This is a genomic window from Caenimonas terrae (genome assembly GCF_042655405.1).
Classification (GTDB): domain Bacteria; phylum Pseudomonadota; class Gammaproteobacteria; order Burkholderiales; family Burkholderiaceae_C; genus Ramlibacter; species Ramlibacter terrae_A.
Window position 1 is genome coordinate 1,313,569 of record NZ_JBHSMF010000006.1, and the last position, 23,929, is coordinate 1,337,497.

Annotated in this window: 23 protein-coding genes; 9 read left to right on the forward strand and 14 right to left on the reverse strand. The window is 70.6% G+C overall.

Translation table 11 applies throughout. The features are described from left to right. Positions 1 to 11: 11 nt before the first annotated feature. From guaD to ACFPOE_RS13240, 9 genes are all read right to left on the reverse strand, one after another. Positions 12 to 1,292, reverse strand: coding sequence for a guanine deaminase (guaD, locus tag ACFPOE_RS13200; protein WP_376850548.1), 1,281 nt, complete (start codon positions 1,290 to 1,292; stop codon positions 12 to 14). A gap of 65 nt (positions 1,293 to 1,357) precedes the next feature. Continuing rightward, the gene (locus tag ACFPOE_RS13205) at positions 1,358 to 2,437 is read right to left on the reverse strand and encodes a BMP family ABC transporter substrate-binding protein (RefSeq protein ID WP_376850549.1); all 1,080 of its coding nucleotides are present in this window, start codon (positions 2,435 to 2,437) and stop codon (positions 1,358 to 1,360) included. 85 nt (positions 2,438 to 2,522) lie between these two features. Beyond that, a complete protein-coding gene (locus ACFPOE_RS13210) occupies positions 2,523 to 3,563 on the reverse strand; it encodes an adenosine deaminase (protein WP_376850653.1) in 1,041 nt (346 codons plus the stop codon). 110 nt (positions 3,564 to 3,673) lie between these two features. Beyond that, complete coding sequence (locus ACFPOE_RS13215; protein WP_376850550.1) at positions 3,674 to 5,581, reverse strand: NHL repeat-containing protein; 1,908 nt, start codon at positions 5,579 to 5,581, stop codon at positions 3,674 to 3,676. 129 nt (positions 5,582 to 5,710) lie between these two features. After that, positions 5,711 to 6,889: a BMP family ABC transporter substrate-binding protein gene (locus ACFPOE_RS13220; RefSeq protein ID WP_376850551.1), complete on the reverse strand. Its 1,179-nt coding sequence runs from the start codon at positions 6,887 to 6,889 to the stop codon at positions 5,711 to 5,713. Between the two features lie 37 nt (positions 6,890 to 6,926). Then, positions 6,927 to 7,847, reverse strand: a complete 921-nt coding sequence (locus tag ACFPOE_RS13225; RefSeq protein ID WP_376850552.1) for an ABC transporter permease — start codon at positions 7,845 to 7,847, stop codon at positions 6,927 to 6,929. After that, positions 7,847 to 8,926: an ABC transporter permease gene (locus ACFPOE_RS13230; RefSeq protein ID WP_376850553.1), complete on the reverse strand. Its 1,080-nt coding sequence runs from the start codon at positions 8,924 to 8,926 to the stop codon at positions 7,847 to 7,849. Before ACFPOE_RS13230 ends, ACFPOE_RS13225 begins: the two co-directional genes overlap by 1 nt. Further along, positions 8,913 to 10,442: an ABC transporter ATP-binding protein gene (locus ACFPOE_RS13235; RefSeq protein ID WP_376850554.1), complete on the reverse strand. Its 1,530-nt coding sequence runs from the start codon at positions 10,440 to 10,442 to the stop codon at positions 8,913 to 8,915. Before ACFPOE_RS13235 ends, ACFPOE_RS13230 begins: the two co-directional genes overlap by 14 nt. A 23-nt stretch (positions 10,443 to 10,465) precedes the next feature. Beyond that, complete coding sequence (locus ACFPOE_RS13240) at positions 10,466 to 11,398, reverse strand: LysR family transcriptional regulator (RefSeq protein WP_376850555.1); 933 nt, start codon at positions 11,396 to 11,398, stop codon at positions 10,466 to 10,468. A 111-nt stretch (positions 11,399 to 11,509) separates the two neighbouring features. Here ACFPOE_RS13240 and xdhA point away from each other — a divergent pair, with 111 nt between their 5' ends. The 6 genes from xdhA (at position 11,510) to ACFPOE_RS13270 (ending at position 19,912) form a co-directional block, all read left to right on the forward strand. After that, a complete protein-coding gene (gene xdhA, locus ACFPOE_RS13245; RefSeq protein ID WP_376850556.1) occupies positions 11,510 to 13,129 on the forward strand; it encodes a xanthine dehydrogenase small subunit in 1,620 nt (539 codons plus the stop codon). Then, a complete protein-coding gene (gene xdhB / locus ACFPOE_RS13250) occupies positions 13,126 to 15,516 on the forward strand; it encodes a xanthine dehydrogenase molybdopterin binding subunit (protein WP_376850557.1) in 2,391 nt (796 codons plus the stop codon). Before xdhA ends, xdhB begins: the two co-directional genes overlap by 4 nt. Positions 15,517 to 15,692: 176 nt before the next feature. Next, the gene (locus ACFPOE_RS13255) at positions 15,693 to 17,435 is read left to right on the forward strand and encodes an ABC transporter ATP-binding protein (protein ID WP_376850558.1); all 1,743 of its coding nucleotides are present in this window, start codon (positions 15,693 to 15,695) and stop codon (positions 17,433 to 17,435) included. Then, positions 17,425 to 19,251, forward strand: coding sequence for an ABC transporter ATP-binding protein (locus ACFPOE_RS13260; RefSeq protein WP_376850559.1), 1,827 nt, complete (start codon positions 17,425 to 17,427; stop codon positions 19,249 to 19,251). Before ACFPOE_RS13255 ends, ACFPOE_RS13260 begins: the two co-directional genes overlap by 11 nt. 32 nt (positions 19,252 to 19,283) lie before the next feature. Then, complete coding sequence (locus tag ACFPOE_RS13265; RefSeq protein ID WP_376850560.1) at positions 19,284 to 19,490, forward strand: DUF6494 family protein; 207 nt, start codon at positions 19,284 to 19,286, stop codon at positions 19,488 to 19,490. A gap of 182 nt (positions 19,491 to 19,672) precedes the next feature. Then, positions 19,673 to 19,912, forward strand: coding sequence for a hypothetical protein (locus ACFPOE_RS13270; RefSeq protein ID WP_376850561.1), 240 nt, complete (start codon positions 19,673 to 19,675; stop codon positions 19,910 to 19,912). On the opposite strand, the gene ACFPOE_RS13275 is transcribed toward ACFPOE_RS13270, so the two are convergent. Genes ACFPOE_RS13275 through ACFPOE_RS13285 form a run of 3 tightly spaced genes read right to left on the reverse strand, consistent with a single transcriptional unit; the run spans position 19,913 to position 21,258 of the window. Continuing rightward, complete coding sequence (locus ACFPOE_RS13275; RefSeq protein WP_376850562.1) at positions 19,913 to 20,143, reverse strand: hypothetical protein; 231 nt, start codon at positions 20,141 to 20,143, stop codon at positions 19,913 to 19,915. Next, on the reverse strand, positions 20,140 to 20,334 hold the full coding sequence (locus ACFPOE_RS13280; protein ID WP_376850563.1) for a type II toxin-antitoxin system antitoxin: 195 nt from the start codon (positions 20,332 to 20,334) through the stop codon (positions 20,140 to 20,142). The genes ACFPOE_RS13275 and ACFPOE_RS13280 overlap by 4 nt, the downstream gene beginning before the upstream one ends. Positions 20,335 to 20,361: 27 nt before the next feature. After that, on the reverse strand, positions 20,362 to 21,258 hold the full coding sequence (locus tag ACFPOE_RS13285) for an SPFH domain-containing protein (protein ID WP_376850564.1): 897 nt from the start codon (positions 21,256 to 21,258) through the stop codon (positions 20,362 to 20,364). A 113-nt stretch (positions 21,259 to 21,371) separates the two neighbouring features. Here ACFPOE_RS13285 and ACFPOE_RS13290 point away from each other — a divergent pair, with 113 nt between their 5' ends. Next, positions 21,372 to 21,494, forward strand: a complete 123-nt coding sequence (locus tag ACFPOE_RS13290; RefSeq protein ID WP_376850565.1) for a hypothetical protein — start codon at positions 21,372 to 21,374, stop codon at positions 21,492 to 21,494. Between the two features lie 9 nt (positions 21,495 to 21,503). Here ACFPOE_RS13290 and ACFPOE_RS13295 read toward each other — a convergent pair whose 3' ends face one another. Beyond that, a complete protein-coding gene (locus ACFPOE_RS13295) occupies positions 21,504 to 21,854 on the reverse strand; it encodes a hypothetical protein (RefSeq protein ID WP_376850566.1) in 351 nt (116 codons plus the stop codon). 88 nt (positions 21,855 to 21,942) lie between these two features. Here ACFPOE_RS13295 and ACFPOE_RS13300 point away from each other — a divergent pair, with 88 nt between their 5' ends. After that, the gene (locus ACFPOE_RS13300) at positions 21,943 to 22,881 is read left to right on the forward strand and encodes a pseudouridine-5'-phosphate glycosidase (protein ID WP_376850567.1); all 939 of its coding nucleotides are present in this window, start codon (positions 21,943 to 21,945) and stop codon (positions 22,879 to 22,881) included. 66 nt (positions 22,882 to 22,947) lie between these two features. Then, on the forward strand, positions 22,948 to 23,277 hold the full coding sequence (locus ACFPOE_RS13305; protein WP_376850568.1) for a hypothetical protein: 330 nt from the start codon (positions 22,948 to 22,950) through the stop codon (positions 23,275 to 23,277). Between the two features lie 27 nt (positions 23,278 to 23,304). Here the strand turns inward: ACFPOE_RS13305 and ACFPOE_RS13310 are convergent, their stop codons facing one another. After that, positions 23,305 to 23,832 carry a glycine zipper 2TM domain-containing protein gene (locus tag ACFPOE_RS13310; RefSeq protein WP_376850569.1) on the reverse strand — a complete coding sequence of 176 codons (528 nt, stop codon included), beginning with the start codon at positions 23,830 to 23,832 and terminating at the stop codon, positions 23,305 to 23,307. Between the last annotated feature and the right edge of the window lie 97 nt (positions 23,833 to 23,929).

Consider the following 23,929-nt stretch of genomic DNA (forward strand, 5'->3'; position numbering starts at 1 on the left):
CGCCATGCCAGTCAGGCGCCGGCGATCACGACCCGCTCGACGATCCGGTCGTCGCCCAGCACGATCATCGCGAACAGCAGTTCGTCGATGCTGGTGGCGTGGCCCACCTTGCGCGCCAGCAGCGGCATCGCCCGCGGGTCCAGCACGATGAAGTCGGCCTCGCAGCCGGGCTGCAGGTTGCCCACGGTGCCCTCCAGCCCCAGCGCCCGCGCGCCGCCGGCGGTGTGCTGCCACCACAGGTGCTGCGGCGACAGCGAGACGCCCGGCTTGGTCTGGCCCTCGCGCCCCACGTAGTACGCCGCCAGCATGGTGTGGAAGGGGCTGAAGCTGGTGCCGCCGCCGACGTCGCTGGCCAGCCCGTACCTGAAGCCGATCCGGTCGGCGCCCTCGAAGTCGAAGAAGCCGCTGCCCAGGAACAGGTTGCTGGTGGGGCTGACCGCCGCGGCGGCGCCGGTGGAACGCATCAGCGCCCGGTCCTCGTCGTCGAAGTGGATGCAGTGGGCGTAGATCGCGCGCTCGCGCATCAGGCCGAAGTCGTCGTACACCGACAGGTAGCTGCGGGAGCCGGGAAACAGCTGGCGGGCCCAGGCGATCTCGTCCTTGTTCTCGGCCACGTGCGACTGGATCCAGACGCCCGGGTACTTGGCCGCCAGCTCGCCGGCGCCGCGCAGCTGCGCCTCGCTGCAGCTGGGGGCGAAGCGCGGCGTGATGGCGTAGCCCAGGCGGTCGGTGCCGTGCCAGCGCCGGATCAGGGACTCGGTGTCTTCCAGCGACTGCTGCGTCTCGTCGCGCACGCCGTCGGGCGAGTGGCGGTCCTGCAGCACCTTGCCGGCGATCATCCGCAGGCCGCGCCGCTGCGCTTCCTGCATCAGCGAGTCCACCGAGCCCGGATGCGAGGTGCAGAAGGCCAGCGCGGTGGTGACGCCGTGGCGCGCCAGTTCGTCCAGGAACACGGTGGCCATCGCGTCCGAATGCGTCGGGTCCGCGAAGCGCGCCTCCTGCGGGAAGGTGTAATCCTGCAGCCACGGCAGCAGCCCGGCCGAGGGCGAGCCGATCACGTCGGTCTGCGGAAAGTGGATGTGCAGGTCGATGAAGCCCGGCGCGATGATGCGGCCCGGCAGGTGCTCGGTCGCCACGCCGGGGTAGTTGGCGGCCAGCCGCGAATGGGCGCCGGCGGCGCGCACCACCTGCCGGCCCTGGGCATCCGGCCCCACCACCAGCAGTCCGTCCGCGTCATAGATGGCCGAGCCATCGTCGGCGAAGCGCAGCAGGGCGGCCCGGTAGGCGTGCATGGAGGTCGGCTCGGGAAATCGTTAAGGCGCTGGATCCCGGGCCCGGCCCGGGGGGACACTGCGCGTCATTTTGCGATCTTTCCCTGCACGCCGGATACGAGATAGTCCATACCCAGTATCTGCGCATCCGTCAGCGACTGGCCCTGGGCCACGACCAGCCGGCCCTCGTTGTCGGAGATCGGGCCGGCGAACGGCTTGAGCCGTCCGGCCGCGATCTGCTTCTGGCGCGCCAGCACGTCGTCCTGCACCGCCTTGGGCACGCGGCTGCCGAAGTCGCCGACCCGGATCATCCCTTCCTTCACGCCGCCCCAGGTGTCGCCGCTCTTCCAGCTGCCGTCCAGCACCGCCTGCACCCGGCGCTTGTAGTAGTCGCCCCAGTGGTGGGTGACGGCCACCAGCTGCGCGTCGGGCGCCACCTTGCGCATGTCGGAGTGGTAGGCGATGGCCAGCTTGCCGCTCTCCTGCGCGGCAGCCATCACCGCGGTGGACGCGGTGTGGAAGGCGACGACGTCGGCATCCTGGTTGAACAGCGTGTTGGCCGCTTCCCGCTCCTTGGCCGGGTCGAACCAGGTGTTGAGCCAGATCACCTTGACCACCGCCTTGGGCGCCACCGAGCGCAGCCCCAGCGTGAACGCATTGATGCCCTGCAGCACCTCGGGGATCGGGAAGCCGGCGACATAGCCGGTGACGTTGCTCCTGGTCATGTGGCCCGCCGCCACGCCGGACAGGTAGCGGCCCTCGTAGTAGCGCGCGTTGGCGGTGGCGACGTTGGGCGCGGTCTTGTAGCCGGTGATGGATTCGAACTTCACGTCCGGGAAGTCCTTCGCCACCTTCAGCGTCGGCTCCATATAGCCGAAGCTGGGCGTGAAGATCAGCTTGTGGCCGGTGGCGGCCAGGTCGCGGATCACGCGCTCGGCGTCCGGGCCCTCGGCGACGTTCTCCACGTAGGTGGTCTTGACCCTGGAGCCGAAGGCCGCCTCGACGGCCTTGCGGCCCTCTTCGTGCTGGTGGACCCAGCCGGCGTCGCTCACCGGCGTGACATAGACGAAACCCACCTTCAGCGGCTCGGCGGCCTGGGCGGTGGGCGATGCGAAATGGAAAATGCAACAGGCGGCCGCGAGCGCGGCAGCGAGGTTTTTGTACATGGTGGTCCTCTACATGGCCCCGACAATGAAAAATGCCGCTGCGGGGCACAGCGGCAGGCGCGATTTTACCCGGCGCGGCCGGCCCCTACTCGAAGGAGGCGAAGGTCCCGGCCAGCATCTCGCCGTAGTTGCGCTTCACCCGCTCGGAAACGAAGCTGGCGTTGAAGCTGTTGAGGGCCAGCTGGTAGGCCTGGCGCGCGCCCAGGCCGGTGGCGGCGAAGGTCTGCACGAAGTTGTCGTTCATGTAGCCGCCGAAATAGGCCGGGTCGTCCGAGTTGACCGTCACGCACAGGCCGGCGCCCAGCAGCCGGCCGATGTTGTGCGCGGCCAGGTCGGGAAACACCTTGAGCTTGAGGTTGGACAGCGGGCAGACCGTCAGCGGGATCTGGTCCTGCGCCAGCCGCTGCATCAGCATCGGGTCCTTGGCCGACTGCACCCCGTGGTCGATCCGCTCCACCCGCAGCAGGTTCAGCGCGGTCCACACGTAGGCCGGCGGGCCTTCCTCGCCCGCATGCGCCACCAGGTGCAGGCCGAGCTCGCGGCAGCGAGCGAACAGGCGCGCGAATTTTTCCGGCGGATGGCCCACCTCGCTGGAATCGAGGCCGATGCCGATGAACTTGTCGCGAAAGGGCAGCGCCTGCTCCAGCGTCTCGAAGGCTTCCTCCTCGCTCAGGTGGCGCAGGAAGCACAGGATCAGCGTGGCGTTGACGCCCTGCTCGTCGCGCGCCCGTTCGCAGGCGCGGTGCAGGCCGGTGATCACCTTCTCCATCGACACGCCGCGCGCCGTGTGGGTCTGCGGGTCGAAGAAGATTTCGGCGTGCACCACGTTGTCGGCGGCGGCCCGCTCCAGGTAGGCGCGCGCCATGTCCTCGAAGTCCCGCGCCTCCCGCAGCACGCAGGCGCCGGCGTAATAGATGTCAAGGAAGCTTTGCAGGTCGGTGAAGTTGTAGGCCTGGCGCAGCGCCTCCACGCTGTCGTAGCCCACGTCCACCTGGTTGCGCCGGGCCAGCGCGAGGATCAGCTCCGGCTCCAGCGTCCCCTCGATGTGCACGTGCAGTTCCGCCTTGGGCATGCGCCGCAGCAGCTCCGGCAGGCGGTCGGGGTGGATCGGGGGCAGCGAGGGGATCGGTCGTTCCATGGGTCGGCAGGTTTGGCAAAAGCATAAGCGAAATGCGGGCCCGCCCCGCCGGAACCATTTCACACGGGGCGGGCGGGGGTGGGGCGGCCTGCGTCCGCTCAGCTCACCGGGCCGATCCGCACCACCGCGTTCTGCAGCGTCGCGAACAGCGTGCCGTTCGCCCAGGCCAGGCCGGCGATCGAGCGCGCCGGATCGGCACCGTCCATGGTGGCCAGATCGGCGATCGACATCACCGTGCCGTCCGCCGCGACGCGCCGGATGCGCAGTCCGTCGGCGACATACAGCGTGCCGGCCGCATCCACCGCCAGCGCCGCGGGCCGGCGGAAACGCGCGAGGGCGCCGACGCCATCCTGGTCCCCGATCTGGCCGGCCACGCCCGCCCGCACCACGGCCTGGCCCGAGGCGTCCACCGTCCCGACGGTGCCGTCGCTGGTGGCGAAGTAGACCGTGCCGGAGCCGTCGGCGGCCAATGCAACGGCCTCGATGCCGCTGGCCAGCACGCGCTTGCTGCCATCGGGCGCCACGCTCTTGATTCCGTCCGGCTCGCTCAGGACCAGGTTGCCCGCGGCATCGGTTGCGATCGCGTCCGACAGCCCGCTGCTGCGGGCCGTCAGGACGAAGGTGGTCGACCCGCCGGCCGCGACCGTATAGACCGGGCGTCCGACAATGCTGATCGCCAGGTCGCTGGCGTAGACGGTGCCGGCGCGGTTGACGGCGACGCTGACCGGCCGTTGGCCCGGCGGCGAACCGGCCGGCATCCAGGTCGTGACGATGCCGGCCGGGCTGATCTTGCGGATGCTGCGCCCGACCAGCTCGGCGACATACAGGCTGCCGTCGGCCGCCGCGGCAATCCCCTGCGGCCCGTCGAAGCGGGCCTGTGGTCCGGCGCCGTCGACATGCCCGGCGCCATTGCCGCCGGCCAGGGTGCGCACCGTCCCCAGCGGGTCCAGCAGCCGGACCGCGTTGCTGCCGGTTTCGACCACCACCACCTGGCCGTTCGGCCCGGCGGCGATGGCGCGCGGGTCGGTGAAGCGGGCCAGGGCGGCGGCGCCATCGACCGTGCGCCCGGCCTCTTCGGCACCGGCGATGACGGTCTGCGTGCCGTCGGGCGCGACGCGCACCAGCGTCCGGAAGATGAAGCTGATCGACGCCGACACGCCGAAGCTGCCGTCGTTGGCAACCAGCAGGTTGCCGGCGCCATCGATGGCGATGTCCTGCGGAAAGGCGATCCGCACCAGGCCGTCGGCTGCCGGGCCGTAGGGCAGGGAACGCCCCTGCGCGTCCACCTTGCGCACCGTCCCGACGCCGCTGAAGACGCCCGACGCGGCGGTGTCGGCCACCAGCAGGTTGCCGTCGCCATCCACCGCAATGCCCGAAAAGCGCAGCCCGAAAGGCGCCTGTGCGGCGGCGCCGGCGCCGGGCTGGATCGGCAGGGTCGTGAGGCTGCCGTCCGGCGCCAGCCGCCGCAGCGCCTGGTCCGACAGCACGTAGATGCCGCCGGCGCGGTCCAGCGCCAGCCGGGTCGGAGCGTCCGGCAGCGTGGCGACCGTCGTCACGACGCCGCCCGTGCTGATCCTGCGGACCGCCTTGTTGCCGCTGTCGGCGACGTACAGGTTGCCGCCGGCGTCGAGCGCCAGCCCGACCGGCGACGACAGGCGCGCCGTCGTGCCGGTGCCGTCGGCATTTCCGGATTGGCCCGCCGTGCCGGCGATCGTCGTGACGACGCCCAGCGGCGTGATCCGGCGGATCGTGTGGTTGCCGGTATCGGCGACGTAGACGACGCCGGCACTGTCGAGCACCGCGCCGCCCGGCTGGTTCAGGCGCGCCGCCACGCCCACGCCATCGCTGCTGCCCGCGCTTTGCAGCAGGCCGGCGAACACCGACAGCACCGGCGCCGGCGGCGGCGCGATGGAGCCGCCGCCCCCGCCTCCGCACGCGACCAGCAGCGCGGCAACGGCGGCTGCGAACGATCGGGCCGCGACGGACCCGGCAAGGCTGAACTTCATCGACGACTCCTTCCGGAGGTGCACCTGCGCCGGATTCTAGGGAGCCGGCGCGGGACGCGCGTCAGCAGATGCAACCGGCAAAAAAAAAGCTGCCCGCAGGCAGCTTCTTGTCCCCGCGACGCGGGCGGCTTACTTCTTGTCGCCGCCCGGCACCTTGCCTTCGACGCCCTTGACGTAGAAGTTGATGCCGCCCAGGAACTTGTCGTCGGCGACCGTGTCCTTGGCGACCTGCACCTTGCCGGTGTTGTCGGCGATCGGGCCCTTCCAGATCGAGAAGCTGCCGTCCTTCAGCCCGGCCTTCACGTCGTCCAGCTTCTTCTTGGCGTCGTCCGGCACGTCGGCGGCGACGGACACGAAGTCGATCGCGCCTTCCTTCACGCCCCACCAGATCTTGGTGTCGGAGGTCTTCCACTTGCCGTCCAGCACTTCACGCACTGTGGAGATGTAGTACGGCGCCCAGTTGATGACGGCGGAGCCCAGGTGGGCCTTGGGGCCGTAGGCGGTCATGTCGCTGTCCCAGCCGAAGGCGCGCTTGCCCATCTTCTCGGCGGTCTGCAGCACGGCCGACGAGTCGGTGTTCTGCATCAGGATGTCGGCGCCGCCGTTGATCAGCGACGTGGCCGCTTCGGTTTCCTTCGGCGGGTTGAACCACTCGCCGACCCAGACCACGCGGGTCTTGACCTTCGGGTTGACCGACTGCGCGCCCATGGTGAAGCTGTTGATGTTGCGGATCACCTCGGGGATCGGCACCGAGCCGACCACGCCCAGCGTGTTGGTCTTGGTCATCTTGCCGGCCACCACGCCGGCCATGTACGCGCCTTCGTAGGTGCGGCTGTCATAGGCGCGCAGGTTCTCGGCGCTCTTGTAGCCGGTGGCGTGCTCGAATTTGACGTCCTTGAAGTCGGCGGCCACCTTGAGCATCGGCTCCATGTAGCCGAAGGTGGTGCCGAAGATCAGCTTGTTGCCCTGGGTGGCCATGTCGCGCAGCACGCGCTCGGCGTCCTGGTTCTCCGGCACCTTCTCGACGAAGCTGGTGACGACCTTGTCGCCGAATTCCTTCTCCACCGCCTTGCGGCCGTTGTCGTGGGCGAAGGTCCAGCCGCCGTCGCCCACCGGGCCGACGTAGGCGAAGGCGACCTTCAGCGGCTCGGGCTTGGGCGCGGCCGGGGCCGAAGCCGCGGCGACCGGCGCCGGGGCCGGCGCGGGAGCCGGTTCTTCCTTCTTGCCGCAGCCGGCCAGGGCCGCTGCCGCCACGGCCGACATCAGGGTCGCGGCCTTCAACAGGGTACGTTTCTTCAGGTCAGTCATGGTGTCCTCTTCTTCTCGCAGGTTGGCAAAAGTTCAATTATGAACCGGGGTAAAACGGCTTTCCGAGCGACGCCGGCATGTTGGCGCGGATCCACGCGGGGTTGCGCGAGATCAGCGCCAGCACGACCACGGTCGCGATGTAGGGCAGCATGGTGAGGAACTGGCTGGGCACCTCGACGCCGATTCCCTGCAGGTGGAACTGCAGCATGGTGACGCCGCCGAACAGGTAGGCACCAAGCAACACGCGTGCCGGCCGCCAGGTGGCAAAGGTGGTGAGGGCCAGCGCGATCCAGCCCTTGCCGGCCACCATGCCCTCCACCCACAGCGGCGTGTAGATCACCGAGACATAGGCGCCGGCCAGGCCGCACAGCGCGCCGCCGGCGATCACCGCCATCAGCCGGATGCGCCGCACCGGATAGCCCAGCGCATGGGCCGACTCGGGCGATTCGCCGACCGAGCGCAGCACCAGCCCGGTGCGGGAGCGGTACAAAAACCAGATCAGCCAGCCGGCCAGCGCGATCGTGAAGTACACCAGCGGATGCTGGCGGAACAGCGCCGGCCCCACCAGTGGAATGTCGCCCAGCACCGGGATGGAGAAGTGCGGCCGCTCGGGCAGCTTCTCCTGCACGTACCTGACCCCGGCGAAGGCCGAGAAGCCGGCGCCGAACAGGCTCAGCGCCAGGCCGGTGGCGTACTGGTTGGTGTTCAGCCAGATCACGAGCAGTCCGAACATCGCGGCCAGCAGCGCGCCGGCGCCGATGCCGGCGGCAAAGCCCAGCCAGTCGTTGCCGGTGTGGACCACGGTGACGAAGCCGGCCAGCGCCGAGCACAGCAGCATGCCCTCGGCGCCGAGGTTGACGATGCCGGCCTTCTCGTTGATCAGGAGTCCCAGCGCGGCCAGCGCCAGCACGGTGCCGGCGTTGAGCGTGGCGGCCAGCAGCAGCGAATAGGACTCCATCAGTGCACCCCCACCGCGGGCACGGCCCGGCGCCAGCGCACCCGGTAGGCGATCAGCGTGTCGCAGGCCAGCAGCGTGAACAGCAGCAGGCCCTGGAACACGCCGGTCAGCGACTTGGGCAGCCCCAGGCGCGACTGCGCCAGTTCGCCGCCGATGTAGAACATGCTCATGAGGACGGCCGAGAACACCATGCCCACCGGATGCAGGCGGCCGACGAAGGCGACGATGATGGCGGCGAAGCCGTAGCCGGCCGGAACGTACGGGTTGAGCTGGCCGATCGGGCCGGCCACTTCCAGCGCGCCGGCCAGGCCGGCGGCGCCGCCGGAAATCATCAGCGCGGTCCACAGCGCGCGCCGCGACGAAAAGCCCGCATAGCGCGCCGCCGCCGGCGCCAGCCCGCCGACCTGCTGGGCGAAGCCGGCGCGGGTGCGGAACAGGAACACCCACAGCGCCGCCACGCCGGCGAGTGCCACCAGCAGGCCGATGCTCACGCGCGAGCCGGCCATCAGGCGCGGGATCTGCGTGACCGCGGCGAAGGTCTTGGACTGCGGGAAGTTGTAGCCGGCCGGGTCCTTCCAGGGGCCGAACACCATGTAGCTCAGGACCTGGTCGGCCACGTAGACCAGCATCAGGCTGACCAGGATCTCGCTGGCGTTGAAGCGGTCGCGCAGGAAGGCGACGATCGCCGCCCAGAACATGCCGCCGGCCACGCCGGCCAGCAGGATCGCCAGCACGATCCAGCGGCCGGTGTCCTTGTCGGCCAGCAGCGCCACGCCGCCGGCCGCCAGCGCGCCGATCACGAACTGGCCCTCGGCGCCGATGTTCCAGACGTTGGAGCGGAAGCACACGGCCAGCCCCAGCGCGATCACCAGCAGCGGCGTGGCCTTGACCATCAGCTCGCCGACCTGGTAGGGCGTGCGGACCGGCTCCCAGAAGAACACCAGCAGGCCGCGCACCGGGTCCTTGCCCAGCGCCAGGAACAGCAGCACGCCCAGCACCACCGTGATGGCCAGCGCCAGCAGCGGCGAGCCGATGCTCCAGCCCCTGGACGGTTCGGGACGCGGTTCAAGCTTGAGCATGGATGTCCCGATCGATCTCGCTGGACCAGAGGCCGCTCATCCACTCCCCGATCTGCCCCACCGTCGCGTCGCGCCGGTGCACCGACGGCGAGAGCCGGCCCTTGGCGATCACGTGCAGGCGGTCGCAGATCTCGAACAGCTCGTCGAGCTCCTCGCTCACCACCAGCACCGCGCAGCCGGCGTCGCGCAGCGCCAGGATCTCGCCGCGGATCTGGGCGGCGGCGCCGACGTCCACGCCCCAGGTCGGCTGCGAGATGATCAGCAGCTTGGGGTTGGCGTCGATCTCGCGGCCGACGATGAACTTCTGCAGGTTGCCGCCCGACAGCGACTTGGCCGCGGCGTTCGGGCCGCCGGCCTTGACGTTGAAGCGCGCGATGATGCCGGCGGCCTGCTGCTGCAACGCCCTGACGTCGATCCAGCCGCTGCGGCCGACCGCGTCGGTACGCGTCAGCATCAGGTTGTGGGCCAGCCCCAGCGTCGGCACGGCGCCGCGGCCCAGCCGCTCCTCCGGCACGAAATGCAGCCCCAGATGGCGCCGGTGGGCCGGGCCGAAGCGGCCCACGTCCTGCCCGAACACCTGGACCATCGCCGGCTCGGCGCGCGTGTCCTCGCCCGACAGGGCATAGAGCAGCTCCTGCTGGCCGTTGCCGGAGACGCCGGCGATGCCGACCACCTCGCCGGCCTTCACCTCCAGCGACACTTCTTCCAGGTCGACGCCGAACGGGTCGGCCTTGCGCAGGTGCAGGTGCCTGACCTGCAGCACGGTGCCGCCGGTGACGACGTTGTGGTGCTCCAGCGCCGGCGGCTCGGCGCCGATCATCATGCGCGACAGCGAGGCATTGGTCTCCTGCTGCGGATTGCACACGCCCGTGACCTTGCCGCCGCGCAGCACGGTGCAGGCGTTGCACAGCTCGCGGATCTCGTGCAGCTTGTGGCTGATGTACAGGATGCTGCAGCCCTGGGAGGCCAGCATCTTGAGCACGACGAACAGCTTGTCCACCGCCTGCGGCGTCAGCACCGAGGTCGGCTCGTCCAGGATCAGCAGCTGCGGGTCGGTGAGCAGCGCGCGGATGATCTCCACCCGCTGCATCTCGCCGACCGACAGCGTGTGCACCGGCCGCGCCGGGTCGATGTCCAGCCCGTATTCCGCTGCCTTGGCCGTGATGCGCGCCGTCACCTCGGCCAGCGACAGGCTCTTGTCCAGGCCCAGCCACACGTTCTGCGCCACGGTCAGCGTGTCGAACAGGCTGAAGTGCTGGAACACCATCGCGATGCCCAGCGCGCGCGCCTCCTGGGGATTGCGCACCGCCACCGGCCGGCCGTTCCACAGCACGCTGCCCTCGTCGGGCTTGACCGAGCCGTAGATGATCTTCATCAGCGTCGACTTGCCGGCGCCGTTCTCGCCCAGCACCGCGTGGGTTTCGCCCGGCTGCACCGCCAGCGACACGCCGTCATTGGCGACGACCGCCGGATAGCGCTTGGTGATGCCAGTGAGCTGGAGGCGGGGAGCAGTCATCGCTTGTTGTTGTTCTTGCGGCGCTATTCTGCCCTGAGCCCCTGCGCCACCGTCCGCACCTGCAAGCGCAGCCACTTCGCGGCCTGCGACGCATGGCTGCGCTCGTGCCACAGCTGGTAGTACGTGAGCTTGGGAAATGCGATCGGGCATTCGAGCACCGCCACCGGCAGCCGTCCGACATAGCGGGCGCAGAAATGGCGGCCGGTGGTCAGCACCAGCAGGCTGGAGGCCACCATCGACGGGATCAGGCCGAAATGGGCGCAGCGGGCCATGATGTTGCGCGCCAGGCCCAGGCCCGCCAGGTGCTCGTCGATCACGCCCAGCGCGCCGGGATGGGTGGGCGTCGGCGCGACGTGCTCCGCCTCCAGCCAGTCCTGCTCGCTCCAGCGGCGGCGCACGGCCGGATGGTCCCTGGCCACCAGGCAGACCACGTCGTCGGTGAACAGCTCGCCGCGGTGCAGTTCCTCGGGCGGGCGCAGCCAGTTGCCGATCACCACGTCGATGTCGCCCTGCGCCAGCTGCGCCGCGTAGTTCGAATCGGCCGACAGCGGATGGATCTCGATGCGGGTCAGCGGCGCGCTGGCCTTGAGCCGCGCCACCAGCTGCGGCAGGAACTGCGGATCGAGGTAGTCGCTGGCCGCGAGGCGGAAGGTCTGCGTCGCCGTCAGCGGGTCGAAGCCGCGCGCGTCGCTGAACAGCACCTCGGCGCCGCGCAGGATGCCGGCGGCCGGCTCCACCATCCGCAGCCCGGCGTCGGTGGGCACCATGCCGGCGCCCGAGCGCACCAGCAAGGGGTCGCCGGCCAGCTCGCGCAGGCGCTTGAGCGCGGCGGAGACGGCCGGCTGATGCATGCCGAGCCGCAAGGCGGCGCGGGAGACACTGCGTTCGGTGAGCACGGTGTGCAAGACCCTGATGAGGTGGAGGTCGATCTTGTCGAAAAGTGCTTGATCTCTCATACCGGGGGCTGCATTCTTCCCATATGGCATTGCTTATGCTGCAGTGCGCGGGGCAGCACTACCCTTGCTACCCAGGCGGACCACGCCGGACCCTTCTCGACCAAGCCACCCATGGAAACCAGCCCTCTCGCCTTCATCCGCCGCGGCCAGCCGGTGACGCTGGGCAATGTACCACCCGGGCGGACGCTGCTGGAAGTGCTGCGCGAGGACCTGGGGGCCACCGGCACCAAGGAGGGTTGCGGCGAGGGCGACTGTGGTGCGTGCACGGTGGTGATCGGTGAGCTCGAGGGCGACTGCATCAGGTACCGCGCCATCAACAGCTGCATCAGGCTCGCCCATTCGGTGCAGGGCATGGCGGTGTGGGCGGTGGAGGACATCGCCGGCGCCGACGGCACCCTGCATCCGGCGCAGGAGGCGATGGTGCGCTGCCACGGCTCGCAATGCGGTTTCTGCACGCCGGGCTTCGTCATGAGCCTGTTCGGCATATACCAGAAGTACATTGCCCCCACGCTCGTCACTACGTGTACTTCGCTGCCCCCTGAGGGGGCCTTCGCGCCTCGGGGCAGCCCAGCGGCGCTCAGTGCCAGTCCTCCCGCCATCACCCGGGAGGTGGCGCAGGAGGAACTGTCGGGCAACCTGTGCCGCTGCACCGGCTACCGGCCGATCTTCGACGCCGCCCAGCAGATGGAAACACTGCCGGCGGTGAAGGTGGACGAGAAAGCGCTGGTGCGGCAGCTCCGCGCCCTCGCCTGCGTTCGGGCTGAGCCTGTCGAAGCCCTCGCGAGCACTTCGACAAGCTCAGCGCGAACGGGTTTTTCAGCCCGAACGGCCTATCTGTTGCCCAAGTCCTTGCAGCAGTTGCTCGCCCTGCGCGCCTCGCACCCCCAGGCCCAGATCGTCGCCGGCTGCACCGACGTCGGGCTGTGGGGGACCAAGCTGCACATGACCTTCGACAGCGTCCTGGACGTCACGCAGGTCCGGGAACTCAAGCGCGTCGAGCACTACGACAGGCACATCGCGATCGGCGCCGCCGCCACGCTGACGGATGCCTTCGACGCGCTGGTGCAGGAGCGGCCCCAGCTCAAGACTTTCGCCCAGCGCTTTGCCGGCCTGCCGGTGCGCAACTCGGGCACGCTGGGCGGCAACGTCGCCAACGGTTCGCCGATCGGCGACTCGATGCCGCTGCTGATCGCGCTAGGTGCCAACGTCGTCCTCATGAGCGCGCGCGGTCACCGCGAGCTGCCGCTGGAGCAGTTCTACAGCGGCTACCGCAAGACCGTGCTGGCGCCCGACGAGGTGGTGGCCTGGATCAAGGTGCCGCGGCCGCAAGCCGGCGAGTTCCTGCGCGCCTACAAGATCTCCAAGCGCTTCGACGACGACATCTCAGCCGTCTGCCTGGTGGTCAACATGCGGCTGGAAGGCGATGTGGTCGCGTCGATCGGCATCGGCGCCGGCGGCGTCGCTGCCACGCCCATCCGCGCCGCCGCCACCGAATCGCTGCTGCTCGGCAAGCCCTGGACGCAGGCGGCGGCGCAGGAAGCGGCGGTGGTGCTGCGCGCCGAGTTCCGCCCGATCTCCGACATGCGCGCTTCGGCCGGCTACCGCACCGAGGTGCTGGGCAACCTGATGCGGCGCTTCTGGCTGGAGAGCCAGGGGGTGGAGAACATCAACCTGGAACTGGCCGTCATTCCGGGCTTGACCCGGCATGACAACATCGGGGCCGGCGCATGACCGCCCGCGACAAGGAATTCGACGCCGCCACCGGCGGCGGCCCCGGCGGCGCGGCGGACGCGGGCGAGCGCAACCTCGCGCCGGCGACGCTCTCGCCGCACGCACCGGCGCTCGGCGGCCCGCCGGCCGGCGTCTCGCGCGCCCATGAGAGCGCGCGCGCGCAGGTATCCGGCGCAGCGACCTACGTCGACGACATTCCGGAGGTGAAGGGGACGCTGCACGCGGCGCCCATCCTCTCCACCGTCGCCCACGGCAAGCTGCTCGGCGTCGACGCCAAGGCCGCACTCACCATGCCCGGCGTGCGCGGGGTCGTGCTCGGCGCGGACATTCCCGGCGACAGGCTGCTGGCGACTTTCGTCCACGACGAACCGGTGTTCGCCACGGACAGCGTGCAGCACATCGGCCAGGTGATCGGCCTGGTGGTCGCCGACACGGTGATGCAGGCTCGCCGCGCGGCCCGCAAGGTGCAGGTCAAGATCGACCCGCTGCCGCCGGTGCTGACGCCGCGCGCGGCCCACGCCGCCAGGAGCTACGTGCTGCCGCCGGTGATCGTGCGGCGCGGCGAGCCCGAGTCGGCGCTGGAGAATTCACCGCACACGCTGACGGGCCAACTGGAAGTCGGCGGCCAGGAACATTTCTACCTGGAAGGCCAGGTGGCGTACGCGCTGCCGCTGGAGCAGAACCAGTGGTGGATCCATTCCAGCACCCAGCACCCGGGCGAGGTGCAGCACTGGGTCGCCCACGCGCTGGGCCTGGAGAACAACGCCATCACGGTGCAGTGCCGGCGCATGGGCGGCGGCTTCGGCGGCAAGGAGACGCAGGCCGGCCACCTCGCGGTCTGGGCCGCGCTGGCGGCGAAGAAGTTCGGCCGGCCGGTCAAGATGCGGCTGGACCGCGACGACGATTTCATGATCACCGGCAAGCGCCACCCGTTCGCGTATGACTACAGCGTCGGCTTCGACGACAGCGGCCGCATCACGGCGCTCAAGCTCGCCATGCTGGCCAACTGCGGCTTCTCGGCGGACCTGTCGGGCCCGGTGGCGGACCGCGCGGTCTTCCACACCGACAACGCCTATTACCTCAGCGACGTCGAGATCGCCTCCTATCGCTGCAAGACCAACACCCAGAGCCACACGGCCTTCCGCGGCTTCGGCGGCCCTCAGGGCGTGATCGTGATCGAGGCCATCCTGGGCGACATCGCGCGCACGCTGGGGCTGGACCCGCTGGCGGTGCGGATGCGCAACCTGTACGGCATCGAGGAGCGCAACACCACCCACTACCAGATGAAGGTGGAGGACAACATCCTGGAGCCGCTGATCACGCAGCTGGCGCAGACCAGCGATTACGCAACGCGGCGCGCCGCCGTCGCGCAGTGGAACGCCGCCAGTCCCGTCATCAAGCGCGGCATCGCCATCACGCCGGTCAAGTTCGGCATCAGCTTCACCGCCACCTTCTTCAACCAGGCCGGCGCGCTGGTCCATGTCTATACCGACGGCAGCGTGCAGGTGAACCACGGCGGCACCGAGATGGGCCAGGGCCTGAACACCAAGGTGGCGCAGATCGTCGCCAACGAGCTGGGCGTGCCCTTCGAGCGGGTGCGCAGCACCGCGGCCGACACCAGCAAGGTGCCCAACGCCTCCGCCACCGCGGCCTCCAGCGGCACCGACCTGAACGGCCGCGCCGCGCAATACGCCGCCCGCAACGTGCGCGACAACCTGGCGGCCTTCGTCAGCGGGCTGGACGGCTGCGGCGCCGGCGCCGTGCGCTTCCAGAACGGCTCGGTGATCTCGCCCAAGTCGACCCGCAGCTTCGACGAGGTGGTGAAGGCGGCCTACGCCAACCGCATCCAGCTGTGGAGCGACGGCTTCTACCGAACACCCAAGATCCACTACGACAAGGTGACGCTGACCGGCCGGCCGTTCTTCTATTTCGCGTACGGCGCCGCCTGCTCGGAAGTGGCGATCGACACGCTGACCGGCGAGAGCCGGGTGCTGAAGGTGGACATCCTGCACGACGTCGGCACCAGCATCAACCCGGCGATCGACATCGGCCAGATCGAGGGCGGCTTCGTGCAGGGCATGGGCTGGCTGACGACCGAGCAGCTGGTGTGGAACGACAAGGGCCATCTTTCCACCCACGCGCCCAGCACCTACAAGATCCCGGCCACCGGCGACATCCCGGCGCACTTCAAGATCGCGCTGTGGCCCGAAGCGAACCGCGAGGACAACGTGTTCGGCAGCAAGGCCGTCGGCGAGCCGCCCTTCATGCTGGCGATCAGCGTCTGGGAGGCGCTGCGCGATGCCGTCGCCTCCGCCCGCCCTCCCGGCCAGCCGGTGGCGCTGGACGCGCCGGCCACCGCGGAGAACGTGTTGCGGGCATTGCGTTGACAGACTTCTGCGACTTCTGCGCTTCTTCTGCGTCTCTAAGTTCAAGACTGGATCTCCGCGCCGCTGCGTCTCCCGTCGGCCAGGCGTGCGAAGCGCGCAGCGCCCGGTCCGCCTAGAATCGCCGCTTTCCCTTCCCGACGCGGCGCGCTCACGAGGCGCGCCGCGCCATCCGCACAGTGACCCTCTACCGCCTGATCGGCCAGTTCCTGCGTCGCCACTCGTCCGCCTATGCGTCGTCGGGCGCAATGCTGGCCGGCATCGCGGTGCTGATCGTGCTGATCCCGCGCCAGATCGGCCGCGTCATCGACGCGCTGGTGGCCAACCGCCTGCACGGCGCCGCGCTGCTGCAGGAGCTGGCCTGGCTGCTGGTGGCAGGCGTGATCGTCTACTTCCTGCGCGCCGGCTGGCGGCTGCGGCTGTTCGCCGCCTCATACCGGCTCGGCCTCGAACTGCGCCAGCGCCTCTATGCGCGGCTGGCCGAGCAGGGGCCGGCCTTCTTCCAGACCAGCCGCACCGGCAACCTGATGGCGCTGGCCACCAACGACGTCGACGCGGTGGAGATGGCGGCCGGCGAGGCCATGCTGGCCGGCTTCGACGGCAGCCTGACGCTGGTGCTGATCGTGGCGATGATGTCGCTGGGCGTGGACGCGCGGCTGACGGCGATCGCGCTGCTGCCGTTCCCGCTGATGGCGCTGGGCTTCTGGCGGATCTCGCGCCACGTGCACGACGCCTCGCGCCTGTCGCTGGAGCGCTTCGGCGCGCTCAACGACCACGTGCAGGAGACGCTGGCCGGCGTGCGCACGGTGCGCGCGCTGGGACTGCTGGCACGCAGCGAGGCGCAGTTCTCCAGCCTGGCCGGCGCCGCTGCCGACGCCAGCTTCGACGCCCAGCGCTGGGAGGCGGCCTACGAGCCGGCCGTCGGCTTCACGCTGGCCGCGGCCACGGCATTGACGCTGGGCGTAGGCGGCTGGCTGGTCTGGCACGACCAGCTCACCGTCGGCCAGCTCACTGCCTTCAGCCTGTACCTGGGCCACCTGATCTGGCCGATGTTCGCGGCCGGATGGGTGCTCTCGCTGCTGGAGCGCGGCAAGGCGGCATGGGGCCGGCTGCGGCCGGTGCTGGACACGCCGCTGAGCGTGGACGACCACGGCACGGTGGCGGCGGTCACGCCGGGACCGCTGGCCGCCGAGGGCGTGCGCTTTTCCTATCCGGGCCAGCCCAAGCCTGCGCTGGACGGCGTGACCATCGCGTTGCAGCCGGGCCGCACGCTGGGCCTGGTCGGCCCCACCGGCGCCGGCAAGTCCACGCTGCTCAAGCTGCTGATGCGGCACGACGCGCCGGCGGCCGGCACGCTCACCTGGAACGGCGTGGCCCTGCCCGACTACACGCTGGAGGCGCTGCGCGCCGGCATCGCCTGGGTGCCGCAGGAGGCCTTCCTGTTCTCGGCCTCGGTGGCGGAGAACATCGCGCTGGCCCGCCCGCAGGCGTGGCGCGAAGAGATCGAGCGCGCCGCCCGGCTGGCCGCGGTGCACGACGACATCCTGCTGCTGCCGCAGGGCTACGACACGCCGGTCGGCGAGCGCGGCGTCACGCTCTCGGGCGGCCAGCGCCAGCGGGTGGCCATCGCCCGCGCGCTGCTCACCGGCGCCCCGCTGCTGCTGCTGGACGACTCCCTGTCCGCGGTGGACACGGACACCGAGGCGCGGATCCTGGCGCATCTGCGCGACGCCCGGGTCGGCCGCACGGTGATCATCGTCAGCCACCGCCTGAGCACCGTGGCCGATGCCGACGAGACGGTCGTGCTGCGGGACGGCCACGTCATCGAGCACGGCACCCACGCCGCGCTGGTCGCGGGCAACGGCTGGTATGCCCGCCAGTGGCGCTACCAGCAACTGGAGGCCAGCCTCGATGCCGGTTGATTCGCTCGCCACGCCGGTCCTGCCGGTGCCCAAGCCGCCGCGCCGCGCGCCCTTCGGCGACGCCGCCAGCCTGCTGCTGCGCGCCGCCGCGCCGGAGCGCCGGCACGTCTTCATCGGCGTCGCCTGGCTGGTGCTGGCCGCACTGCTGGAAGCCTTTGGCCCGCTGGCCGGCAAGTACCTGATCGACAACTACCTGCTGCCGCGCAACCCGCAGCTGCCCGCCATCGCCGCCCTGCTGGCGGGCGCGCTGGCGGCCGGCATGGCGGCCAGCTGGCTGCGCTACCTGCAGCTGTCGCGGCTGGCCGGGCTGGCCATGCGCTCGGTGCGGCGCATCCGCGAAACCGTCTACGGCCACGTGCTGCGCCTGCCCATGAGCTTCTTCGACCGGGCGATCACCGGGCAGCTGGTGAGCCGCGTCACCAACGACACCGAAGCCGTCAAGACGCTCTACGTGCAGGTGCTGTTCGTGATGCTGGACAGCGTGATCGTGCTGCTGGGCGCGCTGGCGGCGATGCTGTGGCTGGACTGGCGGCTGATGCTGATCGTGGCCACGCTGGTGCCGGTGGTGGTGCTGGTGATCGTGCTCTACCAGGGCCTGTCGGCGCCGGCGGTGGCGCGCACCCGCGAGCTGCGCAGCGAGCTGAACGCGCAGATGGCCGAATCGATCAACGGCATGCCGGTGCTGCAGGCCAGCAACGCGGCCGGCCGCTTCAACCGCCGCTTCGCCGACCTCAACGAGGCGCACTACCAGGCCCGCCACAGCGCGCTGCGCGCCAACGCCTGGCTGCTGCGGCCGGTGCTGGACTTCATGAACGTGCTGCTGACGGCGATCGTGATCTGGGTGTTCGGCAGCCGCGGCCAGGGCGCGGCGCTGAGCGCGCTGGAGGTGGGCGTGCTCTATGCCTTCATCAACTACATCGGCCGGGTGGTGGAACCGCTGACCCAGATCACGATGCAGTTCTCGCAGCTGCAGCAGGCGATGGTGAGCGCCGCGCGGGTCAACGTGCTGCTCAAGGAAGCGGAGGCGCCGCTGGCGGCCGACCGCGGCGAGGTGACGGCCGGCGGCATCGCCATCGACCACCTGGACTTCGAATACCTGCCCGGGCGCCGGGTGCTGCACGACATCGACCTGAAGATCGCGCCCGGCAGCTTCTATGGCATCGTCGGCCACACCGGCAGCGGCAAGAGCACGCTGCTGTCGCTGCTGCTGCGCTTCTATCCGGCGCGGCCGGGCGCGATCCGCCTGGACGGCACGCCGGTGGAGGCGATCGCCGAGGGCCATTTCCGCGCACGGGTCGGGCTGGTGCCGCAGGAGCCGTTCCTGCTGGCGGCCAGCGCGCGCGAGAACATCGCCATGGGCCGGCCGCTGGACCAGCAGCAGATCGAGACCGCCGCAAGGGCCGCCCATGCGCATGACTTCATCGTTGCGCTGGAGCAGGGCTACGACACGCCGCTGGGCGAAGGCGGCGCCCGGCTGTCGGTCGGCCAGAAGCAGCTGCTGGCGATCGCCCGCGCGCTGGCCGGCCAGCCGCGCATCCTGTTTCTGGACGAAGCGACATCCCACATCGATTCGGAGACCGAGCAGGTGGTGCAGCGCGCGCTGGCTGCGCTGCGCGGCCAGGTCACCATCGTGGCGATCGCCCACCGGCTGTCGACGGTGCGCGAAGCCGACCGGATCGTGGTGCTGAACCAGGGCCGGATCGCCGAAGCCGGCAGGCACGGCGAGCTGATGCAGATCGACAACGGCCTGTACCAGCGGCTTTACCTGCTGCAGCAGCTCGAGGGCGACGACGATGCTGCCGAGGTTGCAGAATGAGCCCATGCGCCGGTTCCGGCGAAGGAGTTCCCATGGACGAAGAAGTCTTCAACATCAGCATCCGCAAGTTCCTCAAGATGGTGGGGGTCAGCTCGCAGCGCGAGATCGAGCAGGCCGTCGCCAAGGCGGTCGCTGACGGCGCGATCAAGGGCAGCGAGAGCTTCCCGGCCAGGATGACGCTGGAGGTCGCCGGCCTGAAGCTGAACGTGCCCTTCGACGGCGAGATCAAGCTGCAGTAAGTAGCAAGGGGCCTCGCCGCCGACCCCGGCTGCAGGCCGGGCGGCGCCAGCCGGCGCAGTTGCCGCCCCTTTTTCTGCAGTTCGTCGCGCCAACCTGCAGTTCGTCACATACCGCTCGCGCCGGGCCGGGCCGGTCCCTACAGTCCACTCCATCGAACCACGTCGGTTCGCCGGAGAACAAGATGAACACGACCCAAACCAGCCGCCGCACCGTTCCGTCGCAAGTGTCCGCGAGCGTGCGCTTCGCCACCGCCGTCGCGATCGCCGCCATCCTGGCCCTGGCCTGGATCGGCGCCGAGCACGAGAGCCACCGCGCCGTGCAGACGGCGACGGCCGCGATCTCGCGCGGCACCGTGCCGGCCGCCCAGCCGGCCGTGGAGATCGCCAACCGCCGCGACGCCGCCAGCGCCAGCCGCATCTGATCAGCGCGGCTCGTCCCCGGCCTGCCGGCGCGCGGCCGGGACGAGCCCGGCGCGCAGCAGCCCGATCGCCTGCCCGCGCCGCTGGCTGTCCGCCGACACCGTCGACGTCACGGCCACCACCATCTCCAGCGCCGGATCGACCCAGACCATCTGCCCCGCATCACCGCTCGCCAGGAAGCCCGGCCGCGCCGAGGCTGCGGACGACGCCGCGGCCAATCCCGCATGCGTCATGTCGGCTTCTCCTTCCTGACCGGGTTGGCCGGGCGCGCGGGCAGCCGGCCGCGGCGCGCCAGCGCCTCGCGCAGCAGGAACTCGACCTCGGCATTGGCGCTGCGCAGGTCCTGCGCGGCCAGCCGCTCGATCTCGGCCCACAGCTCGGGATCGATGCGCAGCGGAAAGGCCTTCTTGCCGGGACTGGCCATCTCGGGACCGGGACGCCGCGCGCGGCCTCAGGTGTAGAGCGTGCCGGTGTTGATCACCGGCTGGGCGTCGTTGTCCGAGCACAGCACCACCAGCAGGTTGGACACCATGGCCGCCTTGCGCTCGTCGTCCAGCACCACCAGGTTGCGCTCGGACAGGCCGTTGAGCGCCGCCTCGACCATGCCGACCGCGCCGGCGACGATCTGGTGGCGCGCGCTGACGATGGCGGTGGCCTGCTGGCGCCGCAGCATCACCTGCGCGATCTCGGGCGCGTAGGCCAGGTGCGTGAGCTTGGCGTCCAGCACCTCGACGCCGGCGCTGGCGAAGCGCTGGTTCAGTTCGGCCTTGAGCGCGTTGGCCACGATGTCCAGACCGGCGCGCAGCGTGGTCTCGTCCGGCTCCAGGTCTTCGCCGCTGTCGTAGGCGTAGAGCGTCGCCAGGTGGCGGATGGCGGCCTCGGCCTGGATGCCAACGAAATTGGTGTAGTCGTCGATCTCGAACACCGCCTGCGCGGTGTCGCGCACCCGCCAGACCACGGCGGCGCCGATCTCCACCGGATTGCCGCGCTTGTCGTTGACCTTCAGCGGCGTCGTGTTGAGGTTGCGCGCCCGCAGCGAGATCTTCTTGCCGCTTTGCAGCGGGTTGGTCCAGCGCAGGCCTTCGCTACGGTCCGTGCCCAGGTACTGGCCGAACAGCGTGAGGATGATCCCTTCGTTGGGCTGCAGCATGTACAGCCCGGGCAGCAGCACCGCGCCGGCGATGACCAGCACGATCGCCAGCGGCGGCGGCGCCAGCACCCGGACCAGCAGGTAGGCGCCGAGCCCGATCAGCAGCACGGCGACCAGCGTCACGGCGTAGCCGTTGAGGGACCGGTAGCGCAGTTCGCGGCGGACGGCGCGGGCCGCGGGGTGGATGGAGTCGGTCATGGTGCCTCCGGTAAAAGTGATATCACTTTAATATCGGATCGCAGCGCCTGTCAAGCCCACGCGCCGGGGGCCGAGCCCCGCGCTCCAGCGCCAGCCGGCCGGATTGCCCACCTTTGACGACGCCATCCGTTTCCCGCACCAGCGCGCGGGCCCGGCCGTTGCGCATGCGCCTGTTGCTGCTGGCCGCCGGCGGGCCGCTGCCGGCGCCGCCCGAAACGCAGGACCGGCCGGCCTGAAGCGGCGGCTCAGTCGGGCGGCCGTCGGCGCTCCACGATGACGGCGCGCAAACTGCCGACGACCCGCGTGTGGCCCTCGTGCAGGCGCAGCAGCTCGCCGGCGTCGCCGCCCAGCGATTCGCACAGCCGCAGGTGCGCGGCCAGCACACGCGCCAGTTCGGCCTGCGCCCAGGGCGCATGCGCCGCCACCGCCGCCTCCAGCGCATCGAAGTCGTCGCGCACCTGCCGCGCCACCACCGGCGTGCGGGCGGCCAGCAGCAGCTCGAAATTGCCAAGATACAGCGCGATCGCGTCCTCGATCGCGTCCTCGATCGCCTCCGAGCCCCGCAGCGGGGGTGCCTTGTTGTCACGGGCTTGCACAACCGTCCTCCATCAGCTCGTCCCGATGCGTGCCGAATCTGGCGGCCGGCCCGGCGATTTCAAGGCCGCGCGTGCTACCGTCGCCGCCATGCATTCCGACCTGTCCCGATCGTGGCTGGTGCACAGTGCGCCGGTGGCAGCCGCGCAGGCGGCCGGCCGGCCGCTGGTGGCGCTCGAGTCCACCATCATTGCCCACGGCATGCCGTACCCGCAGAACGTGCAGACCGCCCGCGCGGTCGAAGCCGAGATCCGCGCGCTGGGCGCCGAACCGGCCACCATCGCCGTCATCGGCGGGCGCATCCGCATCGGGCTGGCCGACGACGAACTGGAACTGCTGGGGCGCTCCGGCCAGGCCGCCAAGGTGAGCCGGCGCGACCTGCCGGCGCTGCTGGCCGGCGGCGGCCTGGGCGCCACCACGGTGGCCGGCACCATGATCTGCGCGGCGCTGGCCGGCATCGAGGTGTTCGTCACCGGCGGCATCGGCGGCGTGCACCGCGGCGCGCCGGAGACCTTCGACATCTCGGCCGACCTGCAGGAACTGGCGAAGACTTCGGTGGCGGTGGTCTGCGCCGGCGCCAAGTCGGTGCTGGACATCGCGCTGACGCTGGAATACCTGGAGACGCACGGCGTGCCGGTGCTCAGCTGCGAACAGGACAACTTCGCCGCGTTCTACACCCGCGACAGCGGCCACCGGGCCGACTACCGGCTGGACGCACCGGCCGACCAGGCCCGCTTCATCCGCACCAAGTGGGACCTGGGGCTGGCCGGTGGCGTGGTGCTGAGCACGCCGGTGCCGGCGGCGGATGCAATGGCGCGCGAGGAGATCGATGGCATCACGGCGCAGGCGCTGGCCGAGGCCAAGACGCAGGGCATCGGCGGCAAGGCGCTCACGCCCTTCCTGCTGGACCGGATCAAGGCGCTGACCGGCGGCCGCAGCCTGGCCACCAACATCGCGCTGGTGCGGCACAACGCGCAGGTCGGCGCCCGGCTCGCGCTGGCGCTGGCGCAGGCGCCGCGCGGGGCGTAGCGGCCGGTCCTTGCATCGCCGCGCCGGCGAACCATACTGGCAGCAGGATTCGTGAAGGAGCCTGAGATGTGCTACCTCGTTCACCAGCACCAAGCCGACATGGAAAGCGGCATCGCGGCGCCGGCGCGCAACCCGGAGCGGCTGCGGCCGCGGACCGCAGCCGCGCTGGGGGCCGCGCTGATCGGCGGCCTGGCCCTGGCAGCCATATCGGTGGCGCCGGCAACGCCGCCCGGGTCGATCGAAAAGTCCGCAGTGACCGCTGGCCTGACCTCGAAGGCGTCGCTTGTGCCCACGGCCGGCGTGGTCGAAGTGGGACCGGGCCTGGCGGACGACGGCGTTCCGGCTGCCACGGATGTGGCGAACGCCGGCGCGGGACACTGCCATCACGGCATGTAGCGCCCTCGTCCGGCCGCAGCGAAAGGCCTAGCGCTCCTGCACCGGCGTGACCGAGACGCGCACCGGCAGCGTGTCGCCCGGCTGCTCGCGCATGAAGGCGGCGTACTGGCGGCCCGCGTAGCTGTAGGTGACGCGGTAGCCGGTCAGGCGCTGCTGGACGTCCTGCACCGTGCGGCAGCTGCGCACTTCGCGCTGGGCCTGTTCGTACTGCGGCTGGTTGTTGGCCGCCAGGCGGTCGCCGGTGATGGCGCCGATCACGGCGCCGGCAGCGGTGGCGGCCTCGCGACCGTGGCCGCCGCCGACCTGGTTGCCCAGGATGCCGCCGGCCAGGCCGCCGACGAGGGCGCCGCCGTAGCCGCTGCTGCCGACCGGCGGCCGCGCATCGCTGACCCACTGGCTGGTGCATTCCTGGCGCGGCAACGCGACGTTCTCGTACTGGGGCTCGACCGACTGGACGCGGGCCCGGTCGACGAAGCCCGGTTGCTGGAATTGCGGCTGGGCCTGGGCCGCGACGGCCGCGGTGGCGATCAGGGCGAGAAGGGCAGCACGTTTCATGGAATCACTCCTGTGGGTTGGTTATGGGGTCAGCGTAGCGCGGCCAGATGAACGCAAGCTGAACGGTTGGCAGGCAGCCGTCCGGCTTGTTGCGCTG